This is a genomic window from Rhizomicrobium palustre, assembly GCF_011761565.1.
GTDB lineage: Bacteria > Pseudomonadota > Alphaproteobacteria > Micropepsales > Micropepsaceae > Rhizomicrobium > Rhizomicrobium palustre.
This window is the reverse complement of the sequence record NZ_JAASRM010000001.1, coordinates 850,731-863,099: the sequence shown is the minus strand read 5'-3', so window position 1 is coordinate 863,099 and position 12,369 is coordinate 850,731. Positions and strand designations below refer to the sequence as shown.

The 12,369-nt window shown below is 60.8% G+C and carries 11 protein-coding genes; 8 read left to right on the top strand and 3 right to left on the bottom strand.

Going from position 1 to position 12,369, the window contains the following annotated elements:
- The 3 genes from ptsP (at position 1) to pdxR (ending at position 5,817) form a co-directional block, all read left to right on the top strand.
- On the top strand, positions 1–2,463 hold the full coding sequence (gene ptsP, locus FHS83_RS03710; RefSeq protein ID WP_167081011.1) for a phosphoenolpyruvate--protein phosphotransferase: 2,463 nt from the start codon (positions 1–3) through the stop codon (positions 2,461–2,463).
- Positions 2,460–4,172: an N-acetylglucosamine-specific PTS transporter subunit IIBC gene (nagE, locus tag FHS83_RS03705; RefSeq protein WP_208414209.1), complete on the top strand. Its 1,713-nt coding sequence runs from the start codon at positions 2,460–2,462 to the stop codon at positions 4,170–4,172. Before ptsP ends, nagE begins: the two co-directional genes overlap by 4 nt.
- A gap of 181 nt (positions 4,173–4,353) precedes the next feature.
- On the top strand, positions 4,354–5,817 hold the full coding sequence (pdxR, locus tag FHS83_RS03700) for a MocR-like pyridoxine biosynthesis transcription factor PdxR (RefSeq protein WP_167081009.1): 1,464 nt from the start codon (positions 4,354–4,356) through the stop codon (positions 5,815–5,817).
- 132 nt (positions 5,818–5,949) lie between these two features.
- Here pdxR and FHS83_RS03695 read toward each other — a convergent pair whose 3' ends face one another.
- From FHS83_RS03695 to FHS83_RS03685, 3 genes are read right to left on the bottom strand one after another with little or no spacing between them, the layout of a single operon-like run.
- A complete protein-coding gene (locus tag FHS83_RS03695; RefSeq protein WP_208414208.1) occupies positions 5,950–6,597 on the bottom strand; it encodes a cytochrome b/b6 domain-containing protein in 648 nt (215 codons plus the stop codon).
- 3 nt (positions 6,598–6,600) lie between these two features.
- The gene (locus FHS83_RS03690; RefSeq protein WP_167081007.1) at positions 6,601–7,914 is read right to left on the bottom strand and encodes a hypothetical protein; all 1,314 of its coding nucleotides are present in this window, start codon (positions 7,912–7,914) and stop codon (positions 6,601–6,603) included.
- A 32-nt stretch (positions 7,915–7,946) separates the two neighbouring features.
- Positions 7,947–8,108, bottom strand: coding sequence for a hypothetical protein (locus FHS83_RS03685; protein ID WP_167081005.1), 162 nt, complete (start codon positions 8,106–8,108; stop codon positions 7,947–7,949).
- Positions 8,109–8,412: 304 nt separating this feature from the next.
- Here FHS83_RS03685 and FHS83_RS03680 point away from each other — a divergent pair, with 304 nt between their 5' ends.
- The 5 genes from FHS83_RS03680 to FHS83_RS03660 all read left to right on the top strand — a co-directional run bounded on the left by FHS83_RS03680 (position 8,413) and on the right by FHS83_RS03660 (position 12,312).
- Entirely contained in the window at positions 8,413–8,802 is a 390-nt protein-coding gene (locus FHS83_RS03680) for a hypothetical protein (RefSeq protein WP_167081004.1), read from the top strand.
- Between the two features lie 122 nt (positions 8,803–8,924).
- Positions 8,925–9,521, top strand: coding sequence for a c-type cytochrome (locus FHS83_RS03675; RefSeq protein WP_167081002.1), 597 nt, complete (start codon positions 8,925–8,927; stop codon positions 9,519–9,521).
- A 139-nt stretch (positions 9,522–9,660) separates the two neighbouring features.
- The gene (locus FHS83_RS19735) at positions 9,661–11,160 is read left to right on the top strand and encodes a GMC oxidoreductase (protein ID WP_167080999.1); all 1,500 of its coding nucleotides are present in this window, start codon (positions 9,661–9,663) and stop codon (positions 11,158–11,160) included.
- Positions 11,157–11,525: a hypothetical protein gene (locus tag FHS83_RS03665; protein ID WP_167080997.1), complete on the top strand. Its 369-nt coding sequence runs from the start codon at positions 11,157–11,159 to the stop codon at positions 11,523–11,525. The genes FHS83_RS19735 and FHS83_RS03665 overlap by 4 nt, the downstream gene beginning before the upstream one ends.
- Positions 11,526–11,772: 247 nt before the next feature.
- Entirely contained in the window at positions 11,773–12,312 is a 540-nt protein-coding gene (locus FHS83_RS03660) for a flavodoxin domain-containing protein (RefSeq protein ID WP_167080995.1), read from the top strand.
- Positions 12,313–12,369: the final 57 nt, after the last annotated feature.

Below are 12,369 nucleotides of genomic sequence, written 5' to 3'. Positions count from 1 at the left end.
ATGGCCCTCACGATTGTTGCACCTTGTTCGGGCTGGGTTGCGCCGCTGGAGGAAGTGCCCGATGCGGTCTTCGCCGAACGCATCTTGGGCGATGGTGTCGCGATTGACCCGAGTGAGGGCCGCGTTTGCGCGCCTTGTGATGGCGAGGTCATCGGGCTTGCCAAACACGCCGTCACACTTCGCGCGGAAAACGGCGCAGAGATCATCATTCATGTCGGCCTTGAAACCGTGGCGCTCAAAGGCGAGGGCTTCACACCGCTCACCGAACAGGGTGCCAAGGTGAAGGCAGGTGATCCGCTGCTCGCCTTCGATCTCGATCTTCTCGCGCAGAAAGCCAAAAGCCTGATCACGCCCATCATCCTTGCTAATGGCGAAGGCTTCACGCTCACATCTCTGATGACTGGCCGCGAAATCGCGGCAGGCGAAGCGCTCTTTTCCGTTGAACCCCGCGTGCAAGCTACCGCGCAAAACGCCAAAGGCGAAACCGCCACGCGCCGCGTGATCATCGCGTCTGAGCATGGTTTGCATGCCCGTCCCGCCGCGGTGCTGGCCGCAGCGGCGAAAGCTTTCGCAGGCGAGGTGTCCATCACCTGTCAGGGCCGCAGCGCCAATGCCAAAAGCGCCATCGCTGTGATGGCTTTGGGCATTCGCTACCTGGATGAGGTCCTTCTCAGAGCGACAGGCGAACACGCCGAAGAGACCCTCGCCAAACTCGCCGCGCTGCTCGATCAACCGCATAAAGAAGAAAAACCTTCCGCCCCCGCCATTGTTGCATCGAAGCGCGCCAATGCGGGCAGCAAGATATTTGGCGTCACCGCTGCGCCGGGGCGTGTTGTGGGCATCGCGGCCCCTTTGGGCCTCGCCGAAATCGCGGTGCCGGAAGAGGGCTGCGGACTCGCCACTGAAACAGCTGCCTTGCAGGAGGCGCTCTCTGGCTTGCGGGCCGACATCGCGCAGGCGGCAGGGCGCGCGAAGGGTGCGCAACGCGAAATCCTCGCGGCGCATATGGAATTATTGTCGGACCTCGAACTGCATGCGGCCGCCTCTGCCCTCATTGCAGAAAACAAAAGTGCCGCTTTCGCCTGGAAAGCCGCGACCCGCCGCTTTGCGAAGGTGTTTCGCAGTCTTCAGGACCCGCGTCTGCGCGAACGCGCCGCCGATCTTCTCGATCTCGAACATCAGATGCTCGCGCGGCTTATTGGGGTTGAGGTCCGCACCACCTATCCGCCCAATGCCATCCTGATCGCGGATGAAATCCTACCCTCGCATCTTTCTGACGCATCTTCCATCGCAGGTATTCTATCCGCGCGCGGCGGGCCGACCTCGCATGTCGCCATTCTCGCCGCCGCGATGAACATTCCGGCTTTGGTGGGCGCGGGCGAAGAAGTGCTTGGCATTGCCGAAGGCAGCGAAATCCTGCTCGATGCTTCGGGTGGCTTTGTCGATGCCGCGCCGGATGCCGCCACCATCTCACAGGCCAAAGAAGATGCCGCGCTTTCGGCGGCCCGCGCCTCCCGTGAAAAAGCCGAAGCACAGGAGATCACCTACACTACTGACGGTGCGCGCATCGAGGTCTTCGCCAATCTCGGCAAGGGTGCAGAAGAAGCCGCTTCGGCTGTCGCTTTCGGCGCCGAAGGCTGTGGCCTCTTGCGCACCGAATTTCTTTTCATGGAGCGCGAGACCCCACCCAGCGAAGACGAACAGCGCGCCGCCTATCAAGCCATTGCCGAGGCGCTGCAGCATCGCCCCTTCATCCTACGAACCTTCGATATCGGTGCAGATAAGCCGGTCGCTTATCTTTCCTTCCCGCCGGAGGATAATCCCCAGCTGGGCTTGCGCGGCATTCGTGCGGGGCTTGAGTGGCCGCAGCTTCTGACCACGCAATTGAAAGCCGCTGCCTCCGTCACGCCTTTTGGCTGCTGCCGCATTCTTCTGCCCATGATCACCGCGCTGCCGGAACTGCGCGCGATCCGTGCGCTGCTCAGCCAGATCTGTGCCGATGCCAATCTACCCATCCCGCCGCTGGGTGTGATGATCGAAACCCCGTCCTCGGCGCTCTTGGCTGATCAATTGATTGCGGAAGCCGATTTTCTCTCCATCGGCACCAATGATCTCACGCAATACACCCTCGCCATCGACCGCACCCATGCGACGCTTTCCAAACAGCTCGATGCGCTGCATCCCGCCGTGCTGCGCTTGATCGCCAAAACGGCGGAAGCCGCTAATGCGGCCGGAAAGATCGCAGCGATTTGTGGCGGACTAGCCGCTGATCCTGCTGCCGTGCCGGTGCTGATAGGGCTTGGCGTCAAAGAGCTTTCCATGCCCGCACCGGCCATTCCGCGGGTGAAGGCCTTGATCCGCGCCCTGCACATCGAAACCTGCCGCGCGCTCGCCGCCGAGGCACTTGCCTGCGACAGCGCCGAAGCCGTCCGCGCCCTCCTTCAAAAGGAGCACCTCTCGTGAAATTCGAAAACATCCAGCAATTGGGTCGCGCCTTGATGCTGCCCATCGCGGTGCTCCCGGCGGCTGGCATACTTTTGCGCATCGGCCAGCCTGATCTGCTGAATATCGCCTTCATCGCCTCGGCGGGCGCGGCCATTTTCCAAAATCTCGGTCTGCTCTTCGCGCTCGGCATCGCGGTCGGCCTTGCCAAGGAAAATCATGGCGCGGCGGCATTGGCTGGGGCCGTGTTTTTCCTCGTCGCCACCACCGGCGCCAAAGCCTTGATGCTGGTGCCGCCCTCGGAACTCACGGGGCTTTCGGGTACGGCACTATCGCTGGCTGCAGAGCATTTCAAAGATAGCCAGCTTGCCAAGCTCGGCGTGCCCACCGGAATCTTGTCAGGCTTTGTCGCAGGCTGGCTCTATAACCGCTTTCACACCATCCGCTTGCCGGAATATCTCGCTTTCTTCGCGGGGCGCCGCTTTGTGCCGATTGCAGCGGGGTTTCTCGCGCTCATCCCGGCCTTCATTATCGGCACCCTCTGGCCTTCAATTTCGCAAGCCATGGATAGCGCCAGCCATGCGGTGCTAAGCCTTGGCAGTGTCGGGCTGTTCATCTATGGCACTCTGAACCGGTTATTGATCGTCACCGGCCTGCACCACATCCTCAACAACCTCGCCTGGTTCAATCTCGGCAGTTATCACGGTGTCACCGGCGATCTGAATCGTTTCTTTGCTGGCGATCCCTCGGCGGGCGCTTTCATGAGCGGTTTTTTCCCGGTGATGATGTTTGGTCTGCCCGCGGCGTGCCTTGCCATGTATCACACCGCGCGGCCCGAGCGTCGCAAGGAGGTTGGCGGCATGCTGGCGTCGATGGCACTGACCGCCTTTCTCACCGGCGTCACGGAACCCATCGAATTCAGCTTCATGTTCCTTGCCCCCCCGCTTTATGTGCTGCATGCGTTGCTGACCGGCTTCTCCATGGTGCTGATGAATATTTTGGGCGTGCATCTCGGCTTCGGCTTTTCGGCGGGTTTGTTCGACTACGTCATCAATTACACCAAGGCACAGAAGGCTTGGCTGCTGCTGCCGGTTGGGCTTGTGTATTTCGCGCTCTATTACAGCGTCTTTCGTTTCGCTATTCAGCGCTTCAATCTGAAAACGCTGGGCCGGGACGATGCCCCCGCAACCACGCTACAGGCTGCCGCCACGGATCGCGGTGCGGCCTATCTCACCGCGCTGGGTGGCGCGGACAATCTTACCGCGGTGGATGCTTGCACCACGCGTCTGCGCCTCTCCGTGAAGTCTAATACGGGTATTGATGAAGCCTCTTTGCGTGCGCTGGGGGCTAAGGGCTTCGTGCGGCCGTCGCCCACCGCCTTGCAGGTGGTGATTGGCCCTGAAGCCGATCAGATCGCCTCAGAGATCAAAGCCGCTATCGGCAAGCCGCTCGCATCCATCCCGCTTGAGAAACCATCGCCTAGTGTTGTTTCCACAAGCTTACCGGTCGGCGCGGTTCTCGCCGGGCTCGGCGGGGCAGGCAATGTGAAGGCGCTGACGCTTTGTGCCAGCCGCATTGTTGTGGAGCTCGCCGATAGCCGTCTCAGCGATGCGGGTGTTCTGCGCCGGGCGGGAATCCGCAGCTTGGCCAGGGGCGCGCAAAGCCTGCATCTGATTATCGGCCCTGAAGCGGAGGGGGTGTTCGCCGCCCTGAAGGCAGGCCGGGTATAACGCTCCCTCGCCATCCAAGCTGAATCGGCCTAGCTTCCCGGCGTCTGCGTCGGCGGAGTCGTATAACGGTTGTCCGCAATTGACAGGGCTGTGCGGTCCCTTAGGAATGGAGCCCCTGAGAATGGGGTCCCCAAAGTGGGGATAGCGAGCGGATCGAGATTAGTTTGGTACAAGAACGGCCATGAACCTGCCGCTTCAACTGGACCGCACTGCGCCGGTGCCGCTGCAGGACCAATTATTCGAACAGCTTCGCGAGCTCATCCTCTCGGGCAAGCTGAAACCGAACACGCGCGTCATCGCCACCCGCTTTCTTGCTGAACAAGTCGGGGTTTCTCGCCGTACGGTATTATTCGCCTATGAGCGGTTGATCGCGGAAGGCTATCTTGAAACCCGCCCCGCAATAGGGACATTCGTCTCGCCCACGCCGCCGCGCCAGCATAAGCCGGTGACCTCCAGCACAGCGCCGCTCGATACGCCACGCCAAGGCGTGCTTTATCCGCCAAGCCTGCGCTACGCGGCAAAGCCTGCTGCTGCGCCCGCCGATGGCGGAATCGATTTTTCGCCCACCGTGCTCGATCCCAGCATGCAGCTGCCACAAAAGGTCTGGCTGCGCTGGATGCGCGAAGTGCTGCTCGCTGATGCTGCGATTTTCGGAAAGCCCGGGCCTGCGGCAGGTGTGGAAACCTTGCGCTACGTCATTGCCAATTATCTCGCGGCCACGCGGGGCATACTCGCCTCGCCGGAACAGATCATTGTGGTCTCCGGGCGGCGTCATGCCTGCAGTCTGGTGGCGCATCTTTTCCAACGCCACAGTGATCGTGTTGTCCTGGAAGCGCCCGGCGATGACGACATCACCACCTTCTTCCGCACCCGCGGGGCGCAGGTCTATGGCGTGCCGGTGGATGAGACCGGTCTCGTCACCGAAGCCCTGCCGGATGGCCCGGCCTCTCTGGCCTATGTCACGCCAGCGCGGCAGAACCCGGTGGGCGGATCGCTGCCGCAAGCCCGCCGCGCCGAGCTGATCGAATGGGCCCGCAGTTCTGGCGCCTATATCATCGAAGACGATAGTGACAGCGATCTGCGCTATCAGGGCGTGGCCCAGCCGCCGCTCGCCACCATCGATCCTTATGGGCTGGTGTTCTACATCGGCTCCTTCACCAAGAGCTTGGGCGCGGGGCTTTGCCTGGGTTATCTTCTGGTGCCGCCCGAATTTGCCGAAGGCATTGTCGCCATCAAATCCATGGGCACCGAGGGCGGCCAATCTTTCGAGCAGATGGTCATCGCTAATCTTCTGGCGAGCGGCGAATATGATCACCACCTGCGCCGGTTGCGCAAACTCTGCCTTGATCAGCGCGATAGTTTGATTGGCACGTTGCGAGGGCATTTTGGCGAGGTGAAACTTTTAGGGACTGAATCGGGCACACAGCTCACCTGGCTCCTGCCCGAGCATTTTCCGCAAGCTTCTGCGATCATCACGGCGGCGCGCGAACGGGGTGTGCGCATCACCGGCGTTACCGATCCTGGCGCGCAGGACTGCAAATTTTACGAGCGCGCGCTGATCTTCGGCTATGGCGGCTTGAACCTGCCGCGCATGCGCGAAGGCATTGCGCTCCTCTCTGAGGCGCTGGGCGGGTTGAGGGTGTGAAACTCCAACGCCGTCATGGCCGGGCTTGACCCGGCCACCCAGACGAACGTGAAACTTGGCAACTTTGAAAGATATCTGCGGCGATGGCATGGATGGCCGGGTCGGAGCCCGGCCATGACGAATGCGGGGTGATTACTCCGCCTTTTTCTCTTCGTCTTCTTCCTCAACCTCTTCATAGCCCGTGATCATCGCGTGGATGTGCTCGCCCGGGGTGCGGCCGAGCGTGGCGAGATAGGCATGGAAGGGGATGTAGCAGGCGATGATGGTGAAGATGATCACATGCACCGTGTCAACCACGCGCACGCCGCCCAGGAAATCGACGATCTTGGAGAAACGCGTCACGTCCCACAGCATCAGTCCGGTAAGGATCTGTAAGGGCACAAAGACGAACATCACGATCTGATAGGTCAGGCCCTGCAGCGGGTTGAACTTCTTGTACTTGGCGATGTGGAAGGGATTCTTCCAGCCCTGGAACATGCCATAGCCGTAATAGACGAGCTGGTTGAGGCAGCCCTTGAACATCTTCACCGGGTTGAGCTCGGCGTGATAGTTGCGCGATTCCGCTGTGATGAGGTGGAAGGCGAGCCAAACGAAGAAATTCGCGATGACCACAAAGCCGGTGTAGTTGTGGATCATCACCGCGTTCTTGTAGCTGACGATATTGATCAGATCGACATAGCGGATCTGAATGCCGGTCAGCGCCAAGAGGATCATGCCAAGCGCGTTGGTCCAGTGCCAAATGCGCAGCGGAAGGGGATGAATTAAGACCTTGCGCAACATGTCTTACTTCTCCTTCGGCGTCTGGTTTTGCTTGTCGCCCGGGCGGGCGGCGAGGAAGCGGATGATAAGATGCAGCGCGGGCAGGCCAAAGCCGACCATCAGCATCAGGACCAGCAAGGCATCGAGCAGGGTGACGCGCGTGCCGCCAATGGCATAGAAGCCGCCGATGGAATTGAGCGACAGCACCGAACGCAGCGCGTCTTTGCTCACATCATAATGTTCCGGGATGCCGCCAGGGCCCGCCACCGAGATGGAGACGCTCTGGAAGGCTTCCGCGCCAGCCTTATGGCAGGTGGCGCAATTGGAGATCGCCTGATCGGCAGTGGTGAGCTGATGGGCTTCCACGCCGCTTGCAACCGTCAGTCGGCCACGAATGGCGGTCTTGTGCTCCACACCGGGCTTATTCAGCGAGGCGAGCACATTGAACAGCGTCATGGCGTCGAGGCCAGCGGGGCCGGTCTTCGTCGAATCATGGCTGCCTTCGAATGCCGGCACGCCTAAGGGGCGGCTGGTGCCATCCTTATCGTTGCCCTGATAGAGCACGAGATCGACTTTGCGATGGGCCTTGGGCGAGTGGCAGGCCACGCAGGCTACCACTTTGAAGTGGAGCTGCGAGTTTGGCAGCCAGGTAGCGTGCTTTGCTTCCGCATCCTTATGGCAACCGAAGCAGGTGTTCTTCAGGCCAGCGCCTTCGGTCGGCACCTTCACGTCATGGGCGCCATGGCAGGAGAAGCAGAGCGGCGCCTGGGTGAGGCCAGCACCGCGCAAGACGCCGTGCACGCTCTTGGAATAGGCGTCGAAAATTTCGCTGTGGCAGGTCTTGCACGGCACCGTGTCCATGGCCTGGGCGGCGCCCTTGGTCACTTCATGCGGTTTGTGACAGCTGGTGCAGACCGGCGCGATAGGATTGCCCGCCTTGACGAGCGCCGCGTGCACGCCATGGCTCCATTGGGTGGCCTGATCGGTATGGCAGGTGGCGCAGACCTTGGAGCGCTCCACCGAGAAAGCGCGCTTGCTTTCGATCGGCATCACCGCGCTCGGATGCTTGCTCGCATCGATATCGCTGTGACAGGCCGCGCAGCCGAACATGGCGTGGACCGAGCTGCCGAATTTCTGGTCGTGAATCTGAAGCGAAAGCGTCTCGCCATTGGCGAGCGGCTTTTCCATCGCGTTCTTATGGCAGGCGAGGCACTTCTCGTCATCCGGCCCCATGCCGAAAGACGGGGCCGCGAACAGCATCAGGGCCGCGACGGCTCCAAGGATCACGCTGCCCGGAAAATGCCGCTGGAGGCGGTCTTTGGAAAAGAATGAGGCCATGATGGTGCGCCCGTCGTTAAATCCCGCCCGCTTTAGCCTTGGGCTTTTTGCTCACGCTTCGCCTTCAGATGCTGGTTCAAGAGCATGATCCCGATGAAGGGGAAGAGGGCGAGATAGGCCAATGCAATGGCCGGTGCCGCGAAGAACAGCACGACATCTTTCAGCCAGGTGAAGAAATTGCGTTTGGCTGTCATGGTTCTGCCTCCGCCGGTCAGAAAGGGTGCGCTTGCGATGCACGGCGCCGAATATACGGCCAAACCCCTTCGAACCTTATGCAAATGACTTTCGCAGACGAACTACGGAGCGGCAAGGTGCGCGTCAAGGCTAATGCTTGGTGTTTTATACGTATAAACTACCAATCCACCGCGGCCGCCCCTCTCGCGGCATAGTGTAGCGCGGAAACGAGGCATCGCAGGGTGTAGACTATACCCAAGCGATCGGGTGGCCGGAGTCGGCACGGCCTCCGTGCATACGACAATGCCGAACCGGGGAAACACCATGCGTAAGATCATGCTCGTCGCGGCTTTGGCCGCGCTGACGGGAACGGCCGCGAACGCGACCACCTGGGTTGCCACCTGCACAGACGGCAAGAACGTTCAGTATGTCCAGACCGTCAAAGGCGCGGGCTATCTCTACCTTCGGACCGCCAAGGATTATTTCCAGGCCGCCCGCCTGACTCAAACCTCCGACTCGGAGACGGTGGTGTGCGGAACGGTGGTTGGCAATGCCGAGGCGGGCCAGCCGCCGGTGAGCGAGCTCTGCATCGACAAATCCCGGCAGGAAATTTCGCTTAAATATAGAAAGCCGGGCGCTTCGGCGCTGGAGGATGTCGGCGTGTACTGCGCCGCCGTGGTCACTCTGCGCGCCACCAATCTGAAAGAACACTAAGGCTGTTCTGGAATGGGCTGCTCTTAGCTTCCCCTTGGGCGGAGCAGCCGCCTGGTGAAAGCCGTTTGGCGTCAAGGCATTGCGTGTTAGAATCGCCCGCATCAAACACGGGAGGATGTCAGGTGAAGACTGTCCGGTTCGCCGCCGCGGCCTCTATGGCTCTTGGTCTGATCTCCTCGCTGGCCTGCGCCCAGCAATTGGATCCGAAATTCATTGCGGGCTGCCAGAAATGCCATGGCCAAGGGGGCGATAGCGTTTCGCCGATGTTTCCCCGCCTCAATGGCCAGCAGGCTGAATATATGAGCGCACAGCTCAAGAATTTCCGCGATCACAAGCGCGATGACACCCATGCCCGCGGTTATATGTGGGGTAACGCCCGGGTTTTGGACGATAAGACCATCGCGCAGATCGCCCAGTATTTCGCCCAGCAAAAGCCGACTGGCGCGCAGACCGGCGGGGCGCTCGCCGCCGAAGGGGCGCAGCTTTATCAGAGCGGCGATCCTTCCAAGGGCATCAACCCCTGCCAGCAATGCCATGGCAAGGCGGGCGAGGGCGCAGGGGTGATGCCGCGCATCGCCGGTCAGCACTCGGCCTATTTCCGCATGGTGATGGGCGCTTTCCGCTCCGGGCAACGCAAAAGTGATGTCATGAGCGTGGTCGCCAAAAACCTCTCCGACCGCCAGATCGAGGCTTTATCTTCGTATCTGTCGAACGATTGACCTCTGACTGCGTGAAAATCCGTCAAGTCCTTTCTACTGCGACAAATTTTGGCTTGTCCGGGGGCGCTGAAAGGCGCCAAGAAATGCGCCCAGGCGGCCGCAAAGCCGCGTTCTCAGCCTAACTGAAAGGGCCGCGCCCGTGAGCGCTTTCATCGACGCCCGCACTGTCCCCGAAGGCACGGTCTTAACCCCTGATCTTGTGATCATCGGCGGTGGTCCGGCTGGCATTTCCATCGCGCTGGCGCTGGCAAATACCAACCTCAAGGTTGTGCTCCTGGAAAGCGGCGGCATGTCTTTCGAGGCGCCGACCCAAGACCTCTATAACGGCAAGAAAGAGGGCGTCACCTATCTTGGCCTCCAAGCCTCGCGCATGCGCTTTCTCGGTGGCGGCACCAATATCTGGGGTGGCTGGAGCCGTCCGATGGACCCCATCGAGTTCGAAGAACGCGCCTGGATGCCCCATTCCGGCTGGCCCTTCGGCCTTGAGGCGATCAAGCCCTATTACCCGCGCGCCCAAGTGCTCTGCGAGGCCGGGGAATGGCTTTATGAGAAGGCCGAAAACTGGTCCCAGAGCGAAATGCCGACCCTGACATTAGGGGAAGGCGGCGTCGCCAATCGCTGGTTCGAGTTCTCGCGTATGCGCGGCAGCGTTCTGCCCACCCATTTCGGCGAACGCTATGCCGAAGACCTCAAAAAGGTCCGCAATCTCACCACCTATCTGCACGCTAACGTCACCCGGCTGGGGCTCGCCTCCAATGGCGCCAAGATCGACGAGATCGATGTCGCCACCCTCACGGGCCGCCATTTCAAGGTGAAGCCGAAAGCAGCGGTGCTGGCGACGGGCGCCATCGAAACCGCGCGCCTGATGCTCGCCTCCAACGATGTGAACAAGGCCGGCGTCGGCAACGAGAATGACGTTGTGGGACGCTATTTCGCCGATCACCCAATCCCGCGCGATATCGCGACCATGGTGCTCTTCGACGGCAAGCTCGCGCCCTATTATTTGAACCCGCAGGAGATGCATGGCGCCATTCTGCGCACCGGGCTTTTCCCGAGCGAAAAATACCGGCGCAGCGCCGGACGCCTGGATTCCTCCATCACCGTGGAAACCCCGACCAAGCTCGATGATCTCGGCAAGGCCGCGGTGGCGCAGACTGCCAAGGCGCTGGGGGTTGAGTCCTCTCACGCCATGGCCTTCACGCTGGGCGGCGGCTGCGAGGTGACGCCGGATCCTGACTGCCGCATCACCCTCGATACGGCGCGCGATCCCTTGGGCATGCCGCGCATCAAGCTGTCGATGAAGCTTTCTGATTCCGACCTCAACCACTTCCGCGAAACGCTGAAAGAGCTCGGGCGTCAGCTCCTGGTCTCGCGCGTCGGCATGGTCCGCCTCAATATGAAAGAGCGCAGCCAGTGGCTGAACGGCATCGATTGGGGCAATCACCATATGGGCACAGCTCGCGCGCATGTCGATCCCAAGAAGGGCGTTGTGGACGCCGATCTTAAGGTGCATGGCATCGCCAATCTCTTCCTGGCGGGCAGCTCGGTCTACACGACCTACGGCGCCGTCAATCCGACCCTCAGCATCGTCGCCATGGCCCTGCGTCTGGCCGATCATCTCAAGGGGAAGCTGAAATGAAGCCCCTCGTTTCCCGCCGCAATCTGATCGTGGGCGCCGGTGGCGTCGTGGTGCTGGGCGCTGCTGGCGTGGGTGCCAGCAAATTCCTGCGCAAGCGCTATGCGCCGAGCCCCTATGACGATCTTCTCGTGGCTTTGAACGATCGCGATGGTGCAGCCCAGATCGGTGAGGCTGTGCTTGCGGTGAAGCCCGATTTCGAGGCTACAGCCGTCGCCGCCGCGCTTCGGACCAAGCTGCAGCACAGCACTTTCGCAGACCTCGCCGCTAAAGATGCCGCCAGCGGCAAGCTCGTGGAAGCGCGCGGCTGGGTCCTGCCGGAAAGTTTCGGCCTTCTCTGCGCCCTCGCGGCGAAAGCCGCAGCATAAAAAATAAGGCGAAAGCTGCGGCGTAGATTTAGGCTCTATCTTGTTTCGTCATGGTCGGGCGCCGACCCGGCCATCGATTTTTGTGCCGCACGTCATTTGGGTTTGCGCCCTGTCGACATTGGTCTGGATGGCCGGGTCGGCGCCCGGCCTTGACAGTGAAATGAATGAATTGATCCTCGCCGCTGCTGACTAGTGCGGAAGGTCGGGGCTCGTTACCATCGTCCAGTGATTTGCCGCGCGGATGCCCATGCACCTTTATTATGTCTCTCATGACGGCCAGGCCCGCAAAATCGCGGAGCGCATCGCGGCGCGTCTGGGCGAGAAGGGCATCCAAGTCATCGCGCGCGATTCGTCTGTCGCTTTACCCGCGCCGGGAGAATTGACCGGGCTAGTCGTGCTTGTCGCCGCCGTGCGCTACGGCAAGCATCTTCCGCTGACCGACAAATTTCTCTCTATATATGATGTGTCGGAGCCAAAGCCGCCGCTGGTTCTGCTCTCAGTGAATCTCACCGCGCGCAAGCCGGAGAAGAAGTCCGCCGAAGGCAGCACATATTTAAAGAAGACGATCGCCAAGCATGCGCTCAAGCCGGTTCTGGCGCGTGCTATAGCAGGTATGCTCGATTATCCCCGCTACCGCTGGTTCGACAAACAGATGATTCGGTTCATCATGTTTTTGACCAAAGGCCCCACTGATCCAAGCCTGACGGTAGAGTTCACCGATTGGAATGAAGTGGACGCGCTGGCGGCGCGTATTGGCGAACTTCAAAGTGCGCCCCCACACGCCTGATTCGCGCGCGAAAGCAACGCATCACAAGCAAGTGCGGGGAACTACTTAGATTAATCC

Coding starts and splice junctions, on each gene's coding strand:
- ptsP (WP_167081011.1), top strand. CDS start 1: ATGGCCCTCACGATTGTTGCACCTTGTTCGGGCTGGGTTGCGCCGCTG.
- pdxR (WP_167081009.1), top strand. CDS start 4,354: ATGAACCTGCCGCTTCAACTGGACCGCACTGCGCCGGTGCCGCTGCAG.
- FHS83_RS03695 (WP_208414208.1), bottom strand. CDS start 6,597: ATGTTGCGCAAGGTCTTAATTCATCCCCTTCCGCTGCGCATTTGGCAC.
- FHS83_RS03690 (WP_167081007.1), bottom strand. CDS start 7,914: ATGGCCTCATTCTTTTCCAAAGACCGCCTCCAGCGGCATTTTCCGGGC.
- FHS83_RS03685 (WP_167081005.1), bottom strand. CDS start 8,108: ATGACAGCCAAACGCAATTTCTTCACCTGGCTGAAAGATGTCGTGCTG.
- FHS83_RS03680 (WP_167081004.1), top strand. CDS start 8,413: ATGCGTAAGATCATGCTCGTCGCGGCTTTGGCCGCGCTGACGGGAACG.
- FHS83_RS03665 (WP_167080997.1), top strand. CDS start 11,157: ATGAAGCCCCTCGTTTCCCGCCGCAATCTGATCGTGGGCGCCGGTGGC.
- FHS83_RS03660 (WP_167080995.1), top strand. CDS start 11,773: ATGCACCTTTATTATGTCTCTCATGACGGCCAGGCCCGCAAAATCGCG.